Raw genomic sequence first — 17,900 nt, forward strand, 5'->3', positions numbered from 1 at the left:
GAGGTGGCTTCGCTGGGCGCGCAACCAGGCGCCTTCTTAACGGTTTAACCAGGGTCGTTCAAGGACGGAGGTCGCAAAATCCCGGGTATCTCACGCTTGGGTCGATTTTTCAGCCCAGCGACAGGGCCAGCGCGACCAGCACCCCGCTCTCGGCGAGCTCCAGCAGCGCTCCGGCGGTATCGCCGGTGGTGCCGCCGAGACGCTGGCGCAGGGCACGACGCACCAGCAGCGCGACCATGGCGGTCACCAGCAGCGCGGTCACGCCCTGGGGTAGCAGGACCATACCGATGGCCCCCAGCAGCAGCACTCCCTTGAGCGCAGTCCGTGGCAGGTGGCGACTGAGCAGATCGCCGAGGCCACCGGGGCGCACATAGGGCGTGGTCAGCAACAGCCAGGGCAGCGCCAGGCGACCGGCCAGGGGCGCCAGCCACAGGCCGGCCGGCGCATGCGGTAGCAGGACGACCAGGGCGCTCCACTTGAGCAGCAGGGTCAACAGCAGCGCCAGCACGCCCATGGGGCCGCAGGCCGGATCCTTCATGATGGCCAGGGTCCGCTCGCGATCGCCATAGCCGCCGATCCAGGCATCTACCGTGTCGGCCAGGCCATCCAGGTGCAGGCCGCCGGTGAGGATCACCCAGCCGGCCAGCACCAGCGCCGCCTGCAGGAAGACGCCGCCCGCCGCGCTCAACCAGGCGATCAGGCTCAGGAGCGCGCCCAGCAGCAAGCCCACTGCGGGATACCAGAGCACCGAGCGGCCGACGGCCTCGGCGGGCGGCAGGCCGGGCAGCCGGATCGGCAGGCGCGTGAGAAACTGCACGGCGATCAGCAGCGGCAGTGGCATCAGCTCTCCTCCAGCGCCAGTGGCTGCAGGGTCGCATAGGGCGCCTCGACCTGCAGCAGGTCCTTGGCCGCCAGACCGCGCTGGCGAGCCAGCAACAGGCGGATGACGCCGCCGTGGGTGACGAGCAGGCTGCGCCGCCCGTGCAGGCGTGGACGCCAGCGCGCCACCGCTCCCAGCACTCGTTCGGCGAAGGCGGCCACGGGTTCACCGCCAGGGGGGGTATAGGCATAGGGATCGGCCCAGAACAGCCCCAGGGCCTCGGCCTGGTCCTGCATGAGCTCCGCGGCGCTATGGCCTTCCCAGGCGCCGAAATCCAGTTCGCGCAGATCCGCCTCCACCATCAGTTCGGTGCCCTGCTCCGCCGCCAGCCACTCGGCGAAGCGCGCGCAGCGTTGCTGCGGCGACGTCAGGATGAGTTCGAACGGTGGCTGCGCGGCAACGGCGGCGCGCATTTGCTTCCACCCCTGTTCCGACAGTGGCGGATCGAGGCGTCCACGAAAGCCTTCGGGGCCCTCGGTGACGCCATGGCGCAGCAGCCAGCAATCAGTCATGGGCGCGACTGGAGACACTGGCTTCGGCGAAGGTCGCCATCTCGCTGTGCAGGCGGCAGGACAGTTGCAGCAGGGGAACCGCCAGGGCCGCGCCACTGCCTTCGCCAAGGCGCAGGCCGAGATCCAGCAGGGGTTCGCCGCCCAGGGCCAGCAACACCGCCGCATGACCGGGCTCGGCGCCGCAATGGGCGAACAGTAGCCAGTCGCGGGTGTCGGGTTGCAGGTGCTGGGCACAGAGCGCGGCCACCGAGCAGATGAAGCCGTCCACCAGGGTCGGCAGGCCCTGCTGGGCACAGGCCAGGTAGGCGCCGGTCAGGGCGGCCAGCTCGAACCCCCCCAGGCGGCGCAAGAGTTCATAGGGATCCTGCAGGGTATCGCCATGGCGCAACAGGGCGCGCTGGATGACCGCCACCTTGCGCGCCACGCCATCGGCATCCAGCCCGGTCCCGGGTCCGGCCAGGGCCAGCGGCGAGGTATCCAGCAGCACACTGGCAATGGCGCTGGCGGCGGTGGTGTTGCCGATGCCCATCTCGCCGCCAATGAACAGATCGGCACCCCCGGCGCAGGCGCGCAGGACGGCGTCGCGCCCGGCCTGCAGCGCGGCCTGGCACTGGTCATGGGTCATGGCCGGGGTCAGGGTGAAGTTGGCTGTACCGCGTCCGAGCGGCAGGTCGATGACGCCGGGCAAGGCTTCCAGGGGCGTGACGGTGCCCAGGTTGATGACTTCCAGGGCCGCGTCCAACTGCCGGGCGAGCACGCTGATGGCCGCGCCGCCGCGCACGAAGTTGCGCACCATCTCGGCGGTGACGGCCTGCGGATAGGCCGAGACGCCCTCCTCCACCACCCCGTGATCACCGGCGAAGATGGCGATGGCGGTGCGCTGCAGCAGCGGCCGGGGCGTACCCTGCAGGGCGGCCAGCTGGATGGCCAGCACCTCCAGGTCGCCGAGCGAACCGCTCGGCTTGATCAATACCGTCTGCCGCTGGCGTGCGGCTTCGGCCGCGGCGGTATCGGGTTGGCGGCAGGGTCCTTGCCACCAGGGTATGCTCATAGCGGGGTTCCTTTGAGGGTCAGGGGGAGACCGGCGACGGTCAGCACCACGCGCTCGCAGCGCGCGGCCAGGGCCTGATGCAATTCGCCGGCGGCATCGACATAGCGCCGGGTCAGCTCGCCCAGCGGGACGACGCCCAGCCCGGTCTCGTTGCTGACGAAGATCAGGCGACCAGGCAACTGTGGCAAGGCGTCGAGCAGCTGGGTGCAGGCTTGCTCAAGGCGCCGGGGATCATCGAGCAAGAGCAGATTGGTCAGCCAGAGGGTCAGGCAATCCACCAGCAGGCAGGCATCCGGCGCCGCCAGAGCCTGCAGGCGTTCGGCCAGCGCCAGAGGTTCTTCCACCAGCGCCCAGTGCGCCGGCCGGCGGGCGGCATGACGTTCGATGCGCCGGGCCAGCTCGGCATCGTTGCCCCCGGCGGTGGCGATATAGGTGACGGCAAGGCCGGACTCGGCGGCCAGGCGCTCGGCCAGGGCGCTCTTGCCGGAGCGAGCGCCGCCCAGGATGAATTCGCGCATCTAGAGCTCGCAGAGGGCGCGCAGGCGCCCGGTGTCCAAGTGATGCTCGACCAGATCGGCCAGGCGCTCCAGATCCCGTTCGCGCAGGGCGTGGTAGTCCAGTTGCTGGGGTTCGGCGAGACCCGCCCAGCGCAGCAGGGCAACGCTGGCGGCGGGCGACTCGAACAGGCCGTGCAGGTAGGTGCCCAGCACCTGGCCGTCGTCGCTGAGGCTGCCATCGACGCGACCATCGGCGAAGCGCAGCACAGGACGCGCCAGCGCCGCACCCTGGGTGACACCGGCATGAATCTCATAGCCCGCGACCTCGGCCGCGCCGTCGCACAGCCAGCCGTGCACGTTGCGCAGCTGCTTTTCCGCCGCCAGTTCGGTGGTCATGGCCAAGAGGCCCAGACCGGCGCTGTCGCCGGGCGTGCCCTCCAGGCCGAGGGGATCGGCGATCCGCTCGCCGAGCATCTGGAAGCCGCCGCAGATGCCCAGCACCCGCCCGCCGTATCTCAGGTGACGGGCGATGGCCGCGTCCCAGCCCTGGGCGCGCAGGAAGGCCAGGTCGCTGCGCACGCTCTTGGAGCCGCCGAGGATGATCAGATCCGCTGCGGGCAGTTCCTCGCCCTGGCGGACGAAGAGCAGCTCCACCTGGGGATGCAGGCGCAGGGGATCGAAGTCGGTGTGGTTGCTCAGCCGCGGCATCACCGGTACCGCCACCCGCAGCCGCGGACCCTGCTTGGCGACCTGGCCGGTGGCCAGGCGATCCTCGGCTTCCAGGTGCAGGTCGTGCAGATAGGGCAACACGCCCATTACCGGCTTGCCGGTGCGGGCTTCGAGCCAGTCCAAGCCCGGCTGCAGCAGGGCCAGGTCGCCGCGAAAGCGATTGATGATGAAGCCGGCGACCCGCGCCTGCTCGCTGGGCTCGAGCAGGTCCAGGGTGCCGACCAGATGGGCGAAGACGCCGCCACGGTCGATGTCGGCCACCAGCAGCACCGGGCAGTCCACCGCCTCGGCGAAGCCCATGTTGGCGATGTCGCCCTGGCGCAGGTTGATCTCGGCCGGCGAACCGGCGCCCTCCACCAGTATTACCTGATAGCCCTCTGCCAGTCGGGCATGGGAGGCCAGCACCGCCTCGCGGGCTATCGGCTTGTAGGCGTGATAGGCCTTGGCGTCCATGCTGGTGACGGCACGGCCATGGATGATCACCTGGGCACCGACGTCGGTATTGGGCTTGAGCAGCACCGGATTCATGTCGGTATGGGGCGCCAGGCCACAGGCCTGGGCCTGGACCGCCTGGGCGCGGCCGATCTCGCCGCCATCGGCGGTCACGGCGCTGTTGAGCGCCATGTTCTGCGGCTTGAAGGGCACCACGGCCACGCCCTGGCGATAGAGCCAGCGGCACAGGGCGGCCACCAGGGTGCTCTTGCCGGCGTCGGAGGTGGTGCCCTGCACCATCAGCGTACTCATAGGGGGCTCCGGTAACCGGCCAGACCGGCGTCCAGCCGCTGCCAACCCGACTCGTCGCCGGGCAGGCCGACTCTCAGGGCGCCAAGCGCAGGGAACAGGCGGGTCAGAATGGCCTGGCGGGCCAGGTGTTCATGCAGGGCTGCGGCATCGGGACGCCGCAGCAATTGAAACAGGACACAGCCGCCGCTGGGGGCCAGGGCGTGTCGGACGAGCAACGCGGCCAGGCGCTCGCCCGCCTGCAGCAGCGCCTCACGCTGACGCTGCTGGCCCTGCTGATCGGCCAGCAGTTGCCGGGCGAGATAGCGGCTGGGGCCGTTCACCGTCCAGGGCCCGAGGTGCTCGTCGAGGCGCGCCAAGAGTGCTGGCGCCGCCAGCACGAAGCCCAGGCGCATCCCGGCCAGCCCAAAGAACTTGCCAAAGGAGCGCAGGACGATCAGCCCGGGCAGATCGCTGAAAGGCGCCAGACTCGCCGCCGGAGTGGGATCCATGAAGGCCTCGTCCACCACCAGCCAGGCGCCGCGGCGTTCGAGCCGGGCGTGCCAGTCCAGCAGGCGGGCTGGCGACAGGCGCTGCCCGGTGGGATTGTTGGGATTGACCACCACCACCACGTCCAGCTGGTCGAGGTGGGTCACAATCTGATCTTCGCTCCACTCCAGCACCTCGTGCCCGGCGCGTTGCCAGGCCAGGGCGTGCTCGGCATAGCAGGGTGCCAGCACCGCGACCCGCGCGGACGGGCGCAGGGTCGGCAGCGCCTGGATGGCCGCCTGGGAGCCGGCCACTGGCAACAGCGCGGCGGCCCGGTAACAGGCACAGGCAGCTTCCACCAGGCCATCGTCAGGCTCCGGCAGCCGGGCCCAGGCGCTGGCAGGAATCTCCGGCAGCGGCCAGGCCCAGGGGGCCAGACCGGTGGACAGATCCAGCCAGTCGGCCAGGGGAATGTCGTAGGTGCGCGCCGCGCGCCTCAGGCGACCGCCGTGCTCAAGCAAGCAGCAGCCCTCCCAGGGCGATCAGCAGGGTCCACAGCCAGGCACCGCGGCGCACCAGCTTGAGGGCGCGGGTGATGGCCAGGAAGGTCGGCGCCGGACCGCGACCCAGCACCGGGCGCTCGTGCCACTCGCCATGGTAGCGGGCCGCGCCGCCGAGGCTCACGCCCAGGGCGCCGGCACCGGCCGCCATCACCGGGCCGGCGTTGGGGCTGTCCCACAGCGGCGCCTGGGTGCGCCAGCTTTCGATGGCGCTCCAGAAGCGGCCAAGGCCGGCATAGGTCAGAGCCACCAGGCGCGCGGGAACATAGTTGAGGACATCGTCCAGGCGCGCCGCGGCCCAGCCGAAACGCTCCAGACGCGGCGTGCGATAGCCCCACATGGCGTCCAGGGTATTGGCCAGGCGATAGAGCACCACGCCTGGCGCACCCAGCAGGGCGAACCAGAACAAGGCGGCGAAGACGGCGTCGCTGCCATTCTCCAGCACCGATTCGGTGGCGGCGCGGGCCACGGCGGTCTCGTCCAGCTCGCTGGTCTCGCGGCTGACCAGGTAGCCGACCCGACGCCGTGCCTCGGGCAGATTGTTGCGTTGCAGGGCGCGGGCCACCGGCTCGGCGTGCTCGCCGAGGCTGCGCAGTCCCACGGCCAGATACAGCGCCAGGGGCTGGATGATCCAGGCCAGCCAGTCGATCTGGCAGAGCAAGGCGGTGAGCAGCACCCAGGGCAGCACGGCCAGGCTCCAGGCCATCACGCCATGACTGCGCCAGCCGCGCCCGCCGGGATTGAAGCGGGCCTCCAGGCTATCGGCCAGACGCCCGAACAGCACCAGGGGATGGGCACGGCGGGGTTCACCGAACAGCAGATCGAGCAGCATGCCGCCGACGACCGCGAAGGCCAGCATCATGGCTTCTGGCCCCAGCGATTCTCGAAGACCAGTTCCTCCAGCGGCTGCCCCTGACGCCAGCCCTCCTCTTCCAGCATGGGTCGCGGATAGAAAGCCTCTACCGGCCCCAGGCAGAGGATGGCCGCCGGCTGGGAGCCTTCGGGCATCTCCAGCAGGTTGCGCACGGCTTCCGGTTCGAACAGCGACACCCAGCCCATGCCCAGACCCTCGCAGCGCGCCGCCAGCCAGAGATTCTGGATGGCGCAGGACAGCGAGGCGAGGTCCATCTCCGGCAGGGTACGGCGACCGAAGACATGGGCTTCGCGGCCGTCCATGAGGGCCGCCACCAGCACCTCGGCGCAATCGAGAATGCCCTGCACCTTGAGCTTCATGAAGTCGTCGCTGCGCTCGCCGAGCGCTTCGGCGGTGGCGCAACGTTCTTCCTCCACCAGCTCGTGCAGGCGCTGGCGCAAGGCTGGATCGCTGATGCGCAGGAAGCGCCAGGGTTGCATCAACCCGACACTGGGGGCCTGGTGCGCAGCACCCAGCAGCCGGGCCAGTTGTTCGGGAGGTACCTCGCCACCGCAGAAATGGCGCATGTCGCGGCGCTCGGCGATGGCTCGGTAGACGGCGGCTTGTTCGGCGGGGGTATAGGGGGTCGTGGTCACGGCTTGAGCATCGCGGCGGCCGCGGCGGGTGCCGACGGCATGTAGAAGTGAATATAGCTGGCGGTGAGGCGACCGTCGCGGTAGACCGCCTCGGCGACCGCCTTGCCATTGGGACACAGCCCGCGCGCCCAGGGCGCCTCGGGCGACTCCAGGGCGGAGTGGTGATAGGTGTGGCCGCGCAAGGTGCCCTGCTCGAATTCCACCGATTGCAGCGCCAGCGCCGTCAGGCGCGTCTGCATTCGCGCGCTGCCGGGCAGCAGCCCGAGCAGGCTGGCGGATTCGCCGGCCTTGTCGGTGAGTTCGTCGAGCAGATAGAGCATGCCGCCGCACTCGGCGAGGATCGGCTTGCCGGCGGCGTGATGGGCGCGGATGGCCGCGCGCATGCCCAGATTGTTGGACAACGTCTGCAGGTGCAGCTCGGGATAGCCGCCGGGCAGATAGAGGCTGTCCACCTCCGGCAGCGTCGGATCAGCGAGCACGGAAAAGAACTGCAGCTCGGCGCCCAGGGCGCGCAGCAAGTCCAGATTGGCCTGGTAGAGAAACGCCAGGGCCGCATCGCGGGCCACGCCGATGCGCACCCCCGCCAGCAGCGGCTCGACCACGGCCGGTTCCGGCGCGGCGAAGGCCACCGGCGCTGGCAATTCGATGTCGGAACTGGCACCCAGGGCGTCGGCCGCCATGTCCAGACGGCGATCCAGGTCGGTGACCTCGTCGGCCTGGATCAGCCCCAGGTGACGACTGGGCAACTCGATGCCGGCATCGCGCGGCAGGCTACCGAAGAAGGTCATGCCCGCCGGCAGGCTGCCGCGGATCAACTGGGTCTGCCGCGGACTGCCACTGCGATTGGCCAGCACCCCGGCGAAGGGCAGGCTCGGCCGATAGTGGGCCAGGCCATAGGCCAGGGCACCAAAGGTCTGCGCCAGGCCCGCGGCGTCGATCACCCCCAGCACCGGTACGCCAAAGCGCTCGGCCAGGTCCGCCGCCGACGGCTGCCCGTCGAACAGCCCCATGACGCCTTCGATGAGGATGAGGTCCGCCTCCGCCGCCGCTTCCCATAACAGGCGCCGACTCTCGGCCTCGCCTATCATCCACAGATCGAGCTGGTAGACCGGTGCGCCGCTGGCGCGGGCCAGGATCATCGGATCGAGAAAGTCCGGACCGCACTTGAACACCCGCACCCGTCGCCCCTGGCGGGCATGCAGCCGGGCCAGGGCGGCGGTGACGCTGGTCTTGCCCTGCCCGGAGGCCGGAGCGGCGATCAGCAGCGCCGGGCAGTGCCGCGTATCCCCTACCATTCGATGCCCTGCTGGGCGCGGACGCCGGACTGGAAGGCATGCTTGACCAGACTCATGTCGGTCACGGTGTCGGCGGCCTCGATCAGCGCCGGCGGGGCGCCGCGGCCGGTCACCACCACGTGCTGGTGCGCCGGACGTCCGGCCAGATCGGCCAGCACCTGATCGACGTCCAGATAGCCGTGCTTGAAGGCGATGTTGAGTTCATCCAGCAGTACCAGGCCGATGGCTGGATCGCGCAGGAGCTCCACCGCCACCGCCCAGGCGGCGGCAGCCGACTGCAGGTCGCGGGCACGATCCTGGGTGTCCCAGGTGAAGCCCTCGCCCATGACGTGGTAGCGCACCTCGTCGGGGAAGCGCTTGAAGAAGAGTTGCTCGCCGGTGTCACGACGGCCCTTGATGAACTGCACCACGCCCACCTGCATGCCATGGCCGAGGGCGCGCGCCGCCATGCCGAAGGCGGAGCTGCTCTTGCCCTTGCCGATGCCGGTATGCACCAGCAGCAGGCCACGCTCGTCCTGGGCGTCGGCGATACGGGCGTCGATCACCGCCTTCTTGCGCACCATGCGCGCGCGGTGGCGTTCGTCGCGCTCGGGGCTGGTCGAATCGGGGGTGTCGGTCATGGGGCGGTTCTCCAGGTGCGGGCGCGGCGGAGAAACGGGCAGAGACGCCACCCGCGCAAGGCAGATGGCGACGCCGCGCGAAGCCCTCCGCATCGCCGAGATGAGCGCAAGCGTGGCCGGTCTCCGGGCTGGTGAGCCGATGCCTGGTGGCATCCGCCGCGCCCCTTCCCGGCCAGGGCCAGTGGGCATCGCGCAGCTACTGCTCAACTACCGTTGCGGGGGCAGCGCCGGCTCGACCGGCTTCCCTGTTTCACCCCGCTCCAGGCGGGGCACCACGTGCAAGGGCGCAGGGTACGGACTAGCCGGGAGAGCGTCAATCGATGGCACCGCCCGAACTCGGCGTCGAGCGGACGGGTCCACCCTAAGCACCCACCGCCAGGAGCTACCGGATGAACGATGCCACCCTCGCCGCCTGCATCAAGGCCTGCCTCGATTGTGCCGCCGCCTGCGAAACCTGCGCCAGCGCCTGCCTGGGCGAAGCCAATCTGGACATGATGCGCGACTGCGTCCGCCTGGATCGCGATTGCGCCGACGCCTGTCGCCTGGCCGCCACCTTCATGCAGCGCGACAGCGATCGCGTCGCCGAAGCCTGCGCCCTGTGCCTGGCCACCTGCCGTGCCTGCGCCGCCGAATGTGGCAAGCACAAGGCCGATCACTGCCAGGCCTGCGCTCGGGCCTGTGAAGCCTGCGCCGATGCCTGCGCGGCCATGGCCGCCTGAACCCCTTACCGCGCTGATACCCGCCCGATCCGGTCCGGCCGCTGACGCAGCGCCGGATGCAGGGCGGTGCCCAGGCCCGGTGCGGTTGGTGGTAGCAGCCAGCCCTGCTCCAGTACCGGCAGCTCGGTGACCAGCTCACGATAGAAGCCCGCCAGATAGGCTCGCACCACTTCCTGAAAGATGGCATTGGCTGAGGCCAACCCCAGATGCAGCGAGGCCATCAGCACCACCGGCCCGGTGCAGTCGTGCGGGGCGATGGGCTTCTGATAGGCCTCGGCCAAGGTGGCGATCTTGCGCGCCTCGCTCAGCCCTCCGCACCAGGACAGGTCCACCATCACATAGTCCAGCGCATCGGCCGCCAGCAGATCGCGGAAGGCGCCGCGCATCGCCAGGGTCTCGCTGCCGCAGACCGGAATGCCCGCCAGCCGCCGGAAATCTGCCAACCCCTGAACGTGATCCATCTTGATCGGATCTTCCGCCCAGAAGATGTTGTAGTCCTTGAGTGCTCGGGCGATCTGCAGGGCGCAGGTTGGATTCCACAAGGAATGGAATTCGCACATCACCTCGATGCCATCGCCGACCGCCTCCCGGATGCGCGCGAAGGGCTCCAGCCCCTGGCGCAAGTCGGTGCTGGATAGATACTGGCCGCCACTGGCCAGGGCGAAGGCATCGAAGGGCCAGATCTTCATGGCGGCAAACCCTTCGTCCATCAGGCTCTGGGCCAGTTCGCCCGGGTTTTCCACCGCCGCCACCTGATCGTCGTAGCGCCCGGCCACGCGGGCCTCGCCCTTGGCGATCAACCGGCGCTGCTCACCACCGGTATTGAAGTTGGGACTGGCGCAGGTGTTGTAGGCGCGCATCCGCTCGTGGACCTGGCCACCCAGCAGCTGATGGATGGGCACGCCCATAGCCTGGCCGAACAGGTCCCAGAGGGCGATGTCCAGCGCCGAAGCCGCTCGGGTTTCCACGCCGCTGCCGTTGAAGCCCAGATAGCCACGCAGCAGCGCCCGGCTGTGGGCTTCAATCTGTAGGGGATCGCGACCCAGCAGCAGCGGCGCGCAAAGCGAGTGGATCTGCGCCTCCACCGCTTCGGCGCCGCGAAAGGTCTCACCCAGACCAACCAGACCGCTGTCGGTATGGATCTCCACCCAGAGCAGATTGGGCAATTGCGTGAGCCTGGTGGTTTCGATACGAGTGATGCGCATGGCGCCTCCTCTAGCGCGGTCCGTGGACCTGATTGAGCAGCGTTTCGCCCCGCCGCAGGCGTTCGATGTTGGCGGCGATGAAGGCATAGCGGCGCGCGAACAGCCCATGGGTCCAACCCGAGACATGCGGCGTGCAGACGGCATTGGGCAGTTCTTCGAAGCGATGCCGTGCGGGTGCCACGAGATCGCCTTCGCCAATGGGGTAGCGGTACCAGACGTCCAGGTACGCCTTGGCGATGCGCCGGTCGGCGAGCGCCTGATAGAGGGCGTCTTCTTCCACCACCGCCGCTCGTGCCAGGTTCAGCAGCACGGCCTCCGGCCGCATGGCGGCGAATTGGGCAGCGCCGAAGCAGCCCCGGGTGGTCTCGTCCAGCGGACAGGCCAGCACCACGTAATCGGCCAGGCCCAGGGCCTCGTTCAGCGCCTCGGGCGCAAAGGCGGCATCGGCCCCAGAAGGCACCTGGCCGTCGCGGGCACTACGGGTGATGGCCAGGATGCGCATGCCGAAGGCCCGCGCCCGCTGCGCCACCGCCTGGCCGATCCTGCCAAAACCCAGGATCGCCAGGGTCCTGCCCTGCAACTCACCACGCGGCTGGCGCCCCAGATAGGCATGGGTCCAGCGCTCGCTGGCGAAGGCCGCCTGGGCCTCACCCAGGCGCACCTCATGATCCAGCAGGCAGGCCAGGGCGTATTCGGCCATGGGAATCTCGTGCTCGAAGACGTTGCAGACGCGACAGTCCGCTGCCAGCACTCCGAAATCGATGCCATCGAGGCCAGCGCCAGGTACCTGCAGCAGCCGTACCCTGGGCGCCCGCGTTGAACGCTGCAGACGCATGGCGACCAGGACATCGGCGCCCTCGATTCGCTCGTCCCAGGCGGCTGACTCATGGGCTTCCCGCGGCAAGGTCATAAAGGTGGCCGGGCCGGCCAGGTCCCTGGCAAGCGCCTCCTGGTGCGTGGCGGCTTCACCAATCATCACGATCTTCATCCGGCTCCTCCCCTGTTGAGCGAAAATGGTACCGCTACCATTTCAATCACCCTAGCGTCCAGCAAGTCGTCTGACAACCGCCATCTGTCCTTAGGCGCTACCGCGCTCGATCCACTCGACACCCAGGTCGCGCTGCTGTGGCTCTCCATCACTACCCGCCAGACGGGCCAACAACAATTCCGCTGCCGTGTGCCCCAAGGCCGTGGCATCCACCCGTATCGTGGTCAAGGCAGGCAGGGTATGGGCCGCGAAGGCCATGTCGCCGAAACCGATCACCGCCACGTCGCCGGGCACCGCTAGCCCCTGCGCCAGGGCCTCGGTCAGCACGCCATGGGCCAGGGTGTCGGAGGTGCAGACCACCAGCAGCGGCCGCACCTTGGTTTGGGCGAGCAGCTGGCACAGGGCCTGGCGCCCCTGCTCCAGGCTGGGCAGGCCGGTGAATAGCGCCGGCGCCGTCTCGGCGATGCCGAGGGTGGCCAGGGCCTGACTCAATGACAGACGTCGCCGGGTACCGCGGGGATCGTCCACCGCCACCTGGGCGACCTGGGCATAACCGCCAGCGTTCGCCCGCTTGGCCAGCAGGGCACCCACTGCCTCATGGTGAAACCCTACCGCCTGATCGATGGGCTCAGCGCTGAGATCCCAGGTTTCCACCACCGGCACGCCCGCCGCCTGGAGCCGGGCACGGCTGGCCGGCGTGTGATCAACGCCGGTCAGGATCAGGCCATCCGGCCGCCGACTGAGAATGGTCGCCAGCAGCGCCTCTTCATGCCTGGGATCGTGGCCAGTGACGCCCAGCAACACCTGATACCCGGCCTGGGCCAGTCGCTCGGCCACCGCCTGGTAGCTGTCGGCGAACAGCGGATTGGTCAGCATGGGCACCAGCACCGCCACCAGCCGACTGCGATTGGAGGCCAAGGCCCCAGCCACCAGGTTGGGCATGTAGCCGCTTGCTGCTATGGCGGTCAGTACCCGCTCACGGGTGGCCGCCTTGACGCTTGCGGGCGCGTTCACTACCCGCGAGACCGTGATCGGCGCGACGCCGGCCAGGCTGGCCACGTCGCGGATGGTCACGCTACCGGAGCGGCTTCTCGTCTTGCCCGTCATCCTTCCACCCCTGCGCGCTCTGGTCGCAGCCAAAACCGCCATGCTAACCGGCCCTCCTGGCGGCCACCATTGGCATTACCCGTCGACGCCAGGGATAATGCCCGCCCTTTCATCGATATCCAGGCCTTCGCCATGACCGATACCAACCAAGATCCCCGTTTGAGCCGCATGAAGCGTCGCCTGCGCAAGAAGCAGTACCTGGGTGAATTCCAGGAACTGGCCTTCGAAATCAAGGTGAGCTTCAAGAACGAACTCAGCGAAGACGACCTGGACACCTTCCTCGGCGACTTCATCGACTACGTCGAAGAGCGCAAGCTGGACTACATCGGTGGCTTCGACAACGCCTGGGTCGAAGGCACCATCATGGCCAACAAGCGCTACACCTCGCCCACCGCGGAAGACCGTACCGCTCTGCTGGACTGGCTCAAGGCCCGCGCCGAAGTTGGCGAAGCCAATGCCTCCGAGCTGCATGACGCCTGGCACCACGACGGCGAAGTCTAAGAGACTGTTCGAAGGCGGCTGCGTGTCGGCCAAACGGCGTTGAAAATGGCTTCGGGATGCTCGTTTACCACTCGTAAACGCTGCTTCCTCAGCCATTTTTGCCTTGTTTGGCTCTAGCTCACGAGCCTTGGAACAGCCTCTGGGCAACCCTCGTCGGATAGCTTGGCGCCCGTTGCGGTCGTAAAGGGGAATCCGTTGGAAACCAGGTCCTCATGACGACCCTTCTGCAAATCTCCGATACCCACTTCGGCACCGAGCAACCTGCTGTGGTCGCGGCCCTGGAAGCCCATGTCCGCGAACACGGCGCCGATGTCCTCATCCTTTCCGGGGACATCACCCAGCGCGCCCGGCGCGAGCAATTCGCTGCCGCCAAGACCTTCGTCGAACGCCTGGAAAGCTACGGTATCCCGCGTACCCTGGTGATCCCAGGCAATCACGACCTGCCGTTGTACAACCTCTTCACCCGTTTCCTGATGCCCTATGGCAACTATCGCCGCCATTTCGGCCAGGAGTTGGAACCCAGTTTCGAGAACGACGAGCTGCTGCTGGTCGGGCTCAACACCACCGCCCCGCAACGCCACAAGGATGGCGCGGTGAGTGCCGAGCAGATCGAGCGGGTGGCCGAACGCCTGCGCCGCGCCGGTCCCGGCAAGCTGCGCATCGTCATCGCCCACCAGCCCTTTGGCGCCCTCGAACTCAGTGACCTGAGCAATTTGCAGCACAACGCCGATCACGCCCTTGCCACCTGGGCCGATGCCGGCCTGGATCTGGTGATGGGGGGGCATATCCACCTGCCCTATGTGCTGCCCTTGAGTCGCCAGTACCCTACCCTGCCCCGCGAGGTCTGGATCGTTCAGGCCGGCACCGCGCTTTCTTCGCGCGTGCGGGGCACCTCGCCCAACTCCTTCAACCGCCTGTTGGTCGGTGAAGGCGCGGAAAAGACCGTGGACGTGGAACGCTGGGATTTGCATGGCGATCGTTTCATGGTCGGCGAGCGTCACGAACTGCGCTGGCATGCCGCCCAGGATGCCCTGGCGGAGACCTGAGGCGTCCACGCGGAGCGCCGATGCGCGCTCCTGCGCACTTCCAGCCAAGGAAATTGATTCAAGCTGTTGAAACGGCGGACAGACTGCGGGCGCCGCGTAGTCTTAGGACTTTTCGGCAAGAGTAGCCTCCCATGGAATCCCTGACGCAATCGCTGCTTGGCTTTATCGAAACCCACCAGGCCTGGGCGCCGCTGATCGTCGGCCTGCTCGCCTTCGGCGAATCCCTGGTGCTGCTGGGCGTCTTCATTCCGGCCACGGCGCTGATGCTGGTAGTCGGTGGTCTTGCCGGCTCCGGAGTCCTCGCGCCCGTGCCCCTGGTGCTGGCTGCCATCGTTGGCGCCATCCTCGGCGACATCTGCTCCTACATCATCGGCCGCTGGCTCGGTCCCAACATCGTTCACCGCCCGCCCTTTCGCCGCTATCGCAAGCAGGTGGCCAAGACCCGGCTGTTCTTCCGCCGCTATGGCTTCTTCGCCGTGTTCGGCGGGCGTTTCCTGACCATGATCCGCAACACCGTCCCCCTGGTGGCCGGGATGATGGCGATGAACCAACTGCGCTTCCAGTCGGCCAACGTACTGTCGGCCATCGTCTGGGCGCCGCTGATGATGGGCCCGGGCTATCTCGCGGCCAAGGGCGCCAACCATTTCAGTTTTGCCGGCAACGAACCCCTCTGGATCGGTGCGGGGGTCGTCGCCTTGCTGGGCGCCGGCGCCGTGCTGTTCTTCAAGCAGCGGCTGAAACGCGCCTAACGCCGGGCGGCCAGCGCCTCGCGCAGGCGCTCACGATTCAGCGGCACCTCGCGCAGCCGCAGACCGGTCGCCGCCGCCACGGCGTTGGCGATGGCCGCGGGGATGGCGGCAGTGGTGGCCTCCCCGGCCCCCACCGCCGGCTCCTCGGGCCGATCGATCAGCTCCAGTTCCAGCTCGGGCAATTCATTGAAGGTCAGCGGCGGATAGGCGCCCCACTCCAGACTGGTCACTCCCTGGTGATCGAAGCACACCGCCTGCTTAAGGGTCCGGGCGATGCCCTGTACCACGCAGCCCTCCAGCTGATTGCGCAAGCCGTCCGGATTGACGATCAGACCGCAGTCGTGGGCCACCACCACCCGCGTGACCCGGATACCCGTGGCCTCGCTCACCGCCACCTCCACCACCGCAGCCACATAGGCGTTCTCGTTTTCGTAGCGCAGGAAGGCCAGGCCCTGTCCCTTCACCAACGCGCCGTCCCAGGCCTTTTCGTGCGCGGCGGGCGGTTGCCACCCGGCCTTGGCGGTGGCGGCCTGCAGCACCGCCCGCGCGCGTGGGTCCTGCAGATAGCGCAGGCGGAATTCCAGTGGATCGACACCCGCTGCCATGGCCAGCTCGTCCATGAAGGATTCATTGGCGAAGGTGTTGCCGACTGCCCCCAGGGCGCGCAAGGCCGACGGCCGCAACGGTGAATCCCCGGCTTCCAGCCAATGAGTGGCCACCTGAACATTGAGCAGATCGTAGTCCAGCGGCGCATTACGATTGCCGCCGCCCCTACCGCCCTTGAGCGGCAGGTTGTAGGCCAGCTGCCCGGCGAGCAGCGCCGCCTTGCCGGTCTGGCCATTGGGTCGGGTCAGATGGGTGGGCGTCCAGTTGGCGAAGCGCCAGGCCAGCAGATCGCCAGTCACACTCAGGCCGCCGGCCAGACGCATCAGCATCGCCGGCCCCTTGGGATTCCAGCCGTGCTCGTCGGCCCGACTCCATTGCACCCGCACCGGACGGCCGCACAACTTGGAGAGCAGTGCCGCATCGGCCGCCGCATCATCGGCGCCGTTGTGGCCATAGCAACCGGACGCCTGCTGATAGATGACATGGATACCGTCTTCCGGCAGCCCCAGCAGGTCCGCCAGTGCCGCCCTGAGCTGATAGACGCCCTGGGTGCCGCTCCAGACGGTAGCGCTCTCGGCCCCCACGTCCGCGACTGCGCAGGAGGGACCGATGGAATCGTGATTCTGATAGGGCCAGCGATACTCGGCCTCCAGGCGCTGCGCAGCGCTCGCCAGTTCGCCCGCGACATCGCCGGTCTCCTGCTGGATGTCGGCCGGTCCGGCCTTGGCTTCCAGTCGGGCATAGAGCTCGCCCGGCAGCGGCAGGTCCGGTACCAGGCTCCAGTCCACCCGTAGCGCCGCCGCGCCCTGTCGCGCCAGCCACGCCTGCTCCGCCACCACCGCGACGAAGGCGCCCTCGTAGACCAGTCGTGCGCCGGACGGCAGTGCGCTGGCATCGATACCGCGGATGCTCACCCCCGCCAGTCGCGCCGAGCCGGTGCAGGGCGGTCGCACCACGCAACCGTGCAGCATGCCGGGCAGGCGCAGGTCATGGACATAGTCGAAATGGCCGAACAGCTTGGCGGGAATGTCCTCCCGTGGCACCGAGGTGCCGACCAGACGGTAATCCTTGACGGCCCGGGTGCGCACGGCCTGATTGACCAGCCGCCCCAGGGGCCGTCCGCCCACCAGTTCGCCATAGCTGACATAGCGTCCGGTGGGATCGCCGCGATAGACCACGCGGCCGTCCACCGTGTCCACCACGGCCAGATCCAGCCCCAGGCGCCGCGATCCCTCCAGAAACAGGAATTGCCGCGCGCTGGCGGCGGCCTTGCGCAACTGGGCACCGCCTACCTGCAAGCTCTTGCTGCCAGCGGTGATGCCCTGGTCCGGCGTCAGCCGGGTATCGCCCTGGATCAACCGGGTGGCGGCGAAAGACACGCACAGCTCCTCGGCCACGATCTGCCGCAGCGCCGTGCTGACCCCGGTGCCCAGCTCCACCTTGCCGCTGTAGACGGTGACCTGGCCCTGGGCATCCACTGCCAGCCAGGCGTCCAGTTGGCGCTGATCGAGGATCTTGGCCAAGCTCGCATGGTCAGTCGGGGCTGCTAGCACCTGGGCGGCGAGCGGCCGCTGCAGGCTGAAACCCAGCAGCAGGACTGCACCGCCGCCAAGAAAGGTGCGGCGTGACAGCGTCATGCCGAGGCCTTCCCGTCGCGCAGCAGCACCGCCGCGCGCTTGATCGCGCGCAGGATCCGATAGTGGGTACCACAGCCGCAGAAGTTGGCGGCCAATGCCTGACGGATCTGCGCATCGCTGGGATCCGCCACCCGTGCGAGCAGGGCCTGGGCGGTCATCACCATGCCAGGGATGCAATAGCCGCACTGCGCCGCCTGTTCCTCGATAAAGGCCTGCTGCAGCGCATGAGGGGCCTCGGGCGTGCCCAGACCTTCCAGGGTCAGCACCTCGCGACCGACGAAGGAGGCTGCCGGCAACAGGCAGGCGCGCACCGGCTTGCCATCCGCCAGCACCGTGCAGGCGCCGCACTCACCTAGGCCGCAACCGAATTTCGGTCCCTTGAGGCCCAGTTCATCGCGCAAGGCCTCCAGCAGGGGCATGCCCGGGTCGACGTCGAGCTGTCGCGGCTCGCCGTTGACCTTCAATTCAATGACCGCCACC

19 protein-coding genes and 1 riboswitch are annotated in these 17,900 nt (G+C 68.5%); of the genes, 4 read left to right on the forward strand and 15 right to left on the reverse strand.

The genetic code is table 11. The features are described 5' to 3' along the window. Positions 1–109: 109 nt before the first annotated feature. From BMZ43_RS02915 to cobO, 10 genes are read right to left on the reverse strand one after another with little or no spacing between them, the layout of a single operon-like run. On the reverse strand, positions 110–841 hold the full coding sequence (locus BMZ43_RS02915) for an adenosylcobinamide-GDP ribazoletransferase (RefSeq protein ID WP_068385367.1): 732 nt from the start codon (positions 839–841) through the stop codon (positions 110–112). Continuing rightward, complete coding sequence (locus BMZ43_RS02920; RefSeq protein ID WP_017638859.1) at positions 841–1,392, reverse strand: histidine phosphatase family protein; 552 nt, start codon at positions 1,390–1,392, stop codon at positions 841–843. Before BMZ43_RS02920 ends, BMZ43_RS02915 begins: the two co-directional genes overlap by 1 nt. Continuing rightward, on the reverse strand, positions 1,385–2,443 hold the full coding sequence (cobT, locus tag BMZ43_RS02925) for a nicotinate-nucleotide--dimethylbenzimidazole phosphoribosyltransferase (protein WP_093249638.1): 1,059 nt from the start codon (positions 2,441–2,443) through the stop codon (positions 1,385–1,387). Before cobT ends, BMZ43_RS02920 begins: the two co-directional genes overlap by 8 nt. After that, positions 2,440–2,961: a bifunctional adenosylcobinamide kinase/adenosylcobinamide-phosphate guanylyltransferase gene (cobU, locus tag BMZ43_RS02930; protein ID WP_093249642.1), complete on the reverse strand. Its 522-nt coding sequence runs from the start codon at positions 2,959–2,961 to the stop codon at positions 2,440–2,442. Before cobU ends, cobT begins: the two co-directional genes overlap by 4 nt. Continuing rightward, entirely contained in the window at positions 2,962–4,413 is a 1,452-nt protein-coding gene (locus tag BMZ43_RS02935) for a cobyric acid synthase (RefSeq protein WP_093249649.1), read from the reverse strand. Next, positions 4,410–5,399 carry a threonine-phosphate decarboxylase CobD gene (gene cobD / locus BMZ43_RS02940; RefSeq protein ID WP_093249654.1) on the reverse strand — a complete coding sequence of 330 codons (990 nt, stop codon included), beginning with the start codon at positions 5,397–5,399 and terminating at the stop codon, positions 4,410–4,412. Before cobD ends, BMZ43_RS02935 begins: the two co-directional genes overlap by 4 nt. Beyond that, positions 5,392–6,300 carry an adenosylcobinamide-phosphate synthase CbiB gene (gene cbiB, locus BMZ43_RS02945; protein WP_093249658.1) on the reverse strand — a complete coding sequence of 303 codons (909 nt, stop codon included), beginning with the start codon at positions 6,298–6,300 and terminating at the stop codon, positions 5,392–5,394. The genes cobD and cbiB overlap by 8 nt, the downstream gene beginning before the upstream one ends. Continuing rightward, complete coding sequence (bluB, locus tag BMZ43_RS02950; protein WP_093249663.1) at positions 6,297–6,947, reverse strand: 5,6-dimethylbenzimidazole synthase; 651 nt, start codon at positions 6,945–6,947, stop codon at positions 6,297–6,299. The genes cbiB and bluB overlap by 4 nt, the downstream gene beginning before the upstream one ends. Beyond that, positions 6,944–8,242 (reverse strand): cobyrinic acid a,c-diamide synthase CobB, encoded by a 1,299-nt coding sequence (locus tag BMZ43_RS02955; protein WP_068385352.1) that lies wholly within the window; start codon positions 8,240–8,242, stop codon positions 6,944–6,946. The genes bluB and BMZ43_RS02955 overlap by 4 nt, the downstream gene beginning before the upstream one ends. Beyond that, positions 8,236–8,862, reverse strand: coding sequence for a cob(I)yrinic acid a,c-diamide adenosyltransferase (gene cobO, locus BMZ43_RS02960; protein ID WP_064306628.1), 627 nt, complete (start codon positions 8,860–8,862; stop codon positions 8,236–8,238). The genes BMZ43_RS02955 and cobO overlap by 7 nt, the downstream gene beginning before the upstream one ends. Positions 8,863–8,958: 96 nt before the next feature. After that, a riboswitch (cobalamin riboswitch) is annotated at positions 8,959–9,154 on the reverse strand. Positions 9,155–9,251: 97 nt separating this feature from the next. Here cobO and BMZ43_RS02965 point away from each other — a divergent pair. Further along, complete coding sequence (locus tag BMZ43_RS02965) at positions 9,252–9,581, forward strand: four-helix bundle copper-binding protein (RefSeq protein ID WP_093249668.1); 330 nt, start codon at positions 9,252–9,254, stop codon at positions 9,579–9,581. Between the two features lie 5 nt (positions 9,582–9,586). Here BMZ43_RS02965 and BMZ43_RS02970 read toward each other — a convergent pair whose 3' ends face one another. The 3 genes from BMZ43_RS02970 to BMZ43_RS02980 form a co-directional block, all read right to left on the reverse strand. Beyond that, positions 9,587–10,786, reverse strand: a complete 1,200-nt coding sequence (locus BMZ43_RS02970) for a mandelate racemase/muconate lactonizing enzyme family protein (protein WP_017638869.1) — start codon at positions 10,784–10,786, stop codon at positions 9,587–9,589. Between the two features lie 10 nt (positions 10,787–10,796). Then, entirely contained in the window at positions 10,797–11,774 is a 978-nt protein-coding gene (locus BMZ43_RS02975; protein WP_093249671.1) for a 2-hydroxyacid dehydrogenase, read from the reverse strand. A 90-nt stretch (positions 11,775–11,864) separates the two neighbouring features. Next, entirely contained in the window at positions 11,865–12,881 is a 1,017-nt protein-coding gene (locus BMZ43_RS02980; protein ID WP_177344762.1) for a LacI family DNA-binding transcriptional regulator, read from the reverse strand. A gap of 132 nt (positions 12,882–13,013) precedes the next feature. On the opposite strand from BMZ43_RS02980, the gene BMZ43_RS02985 reads away from it, so the two are divergent. The 3 genes from BMZ43_RS02985 to BMZ43_RS02995 all read left to right on the forward strand — a co-directional run bounded on the left by BMZ43_RS02985 (position 13,014) and on the right by BMZ43_RS02995 (position 15,177). Beyond that, positions 13,014–13,382, forward strand: coding sequence for a YggL 50S ribosome-binding family protein (locus BMZ43_RS02985; protein WP_007159230.1), 369 nt, complete (start codon positions 13,014–13,016; stop codon positions 13,380–13,382). Positions 13,383–13,594: 212 nt separating this feature from the next. After that, on the forward strand, positions 13,595–14,428 hold the full coding sequence (locus BMZ43_RS02990; protein WP_093249682.1) for a metallophosphoesterase family protein: 834 nt from the start codon (positions 13,595–13,597) through the stop codon (positions 14,426–14,428). A gap of 131 nt (positions 14,429–14,559) precedes the next feature. Beyond that, on the forward strand, positions 14,560–15,177 hold the full coding sequence (locus BMZ43_RS02995) for a DedA family protein (RefSeq protein ID WP_093249691.1): 618 nt from the start codon (positions 14,560–14,562) through the stop codon (positions 15,175–15,177). On the opposite strand, the gene BMZ43_RS03000 is transcribed toward BMZ43_RS02995, so the two are convergent. Next, positions 15,174–17,420 (reverse strand): xanthine dehydrogenase family protein molybdopterin-binding subunit, encoded by a 2,247-nt coding sequence (locus BMZ43_RS03000; protein ID WP_093249701.1) that lies wholly within the window; start codon positions 17,418–17,420, stop codon positions 15,174–15,176. The two genes, BMZ43_RS02995 and BMZ43_RS03000, sit on opposite strands and share 4 nt — an antisense overlap. Beyond that, the gene (locus BMZ43_RS03005; RefSeq protein WP_093249703.1) at positions 17,417–17,899 is read right to left on the reverse strand and encodes a (2Fe-2S)-binding protein; all 483 of its coding nucleotides are present in this window, start codon (positions 17,897–17,899) and stop codon (positions 17,417–17,419) included. Before BMZ43_RS03005 ends, BMZ43_RS03000 begins: the two co-directional genes overlap by 4 nt. Between the last annotated feature and the right edge of the window lies 1 nt (position 17,900).

It is taken from the genome of Pseudomonas sp. Snoq117.2 (assembly GCF_900110545.1).
Lineage (GTDB): Bacteria > Pseudomonadota > Gammaproteobacteria > Pseudomonadales > Pseudomonadaceae > Chryseomonas > Chryseomonas benzopyrenica.